At 71.6% G+C, this 654-nt stretch carries 1 pseudogene; it reads left to right on the forward strand.

Going from position 1 to position 654, the window contains the following annotated elements:
• A pseudogene (locus G6048_RS49100) lies at window positions 1–654 on the forward strand (hypothetical protein); the annotation flags it as partial.

Below are 654 nucleotides of genomic sequence, written 5' to 3' on the forward strand. Positions count from 1 at the left end.
CCCACACCATCCCCCTGCAACTGTCCGATCTGCCCGCCCCCACCCGCGACGCACGACTGCGCGCAGCGATCTCCCAGCTCCTGCACCTCGCCCAGCAGCATGAGTGCGCGGCACTGGTGATCGAGAACCTGGACTTTACTGACGCCCGCACCACCGGCCGGGAGAGACCGGGCCGGGGCCGGCGCGGCAAAGCCTTCCGCCGCACCGTGGCGGGGATCCCGACAGGCAGGTTCCGTGACCGCCTGTCCGGGATGGCCCACCACGCCGGACTCTCCGTGATCGCCATCGATCCGGCGTATTCGAGCAGGTGGGGTGCCCAGCACTGGCTGAACCCCCTGAAACAGCAGGCTTCCACCGCTTCGACCACCATCACGGGGCATCATGCCGCCGCGGTGGTCGTCGGCAGACGCGGTCTGGGCTGTACGGCCCGGCGCAGGAAAGACGGACCCCGCCAAACCGCTGCCACCACCGCCCCCCGGCGTGCTGAGGCAGCGGCCGTGCGACCGGAGGATCGCACCGGGACAACCGCCCCCGCAGCGCCGAGTCACCACAGCACAGGCCGTACGGAGCGGACAGCTCCGGCACGGACCTCGCGCAGCACCCCCGTGGTGCGTCAGACACGAGCGCGCCCACCCGGAAAGCACCCGCCCCACG

The organism is Streptomyces ureilyticus (assembly GCF_011045025.1).
Taxonomy (GTDB): domain Bacteria; phylum Actinomycetota; class Actinomycetes; order Streptomycetales; family Streptomycetaceae; genus Streptomyces; species Streptomyces ureilyticus.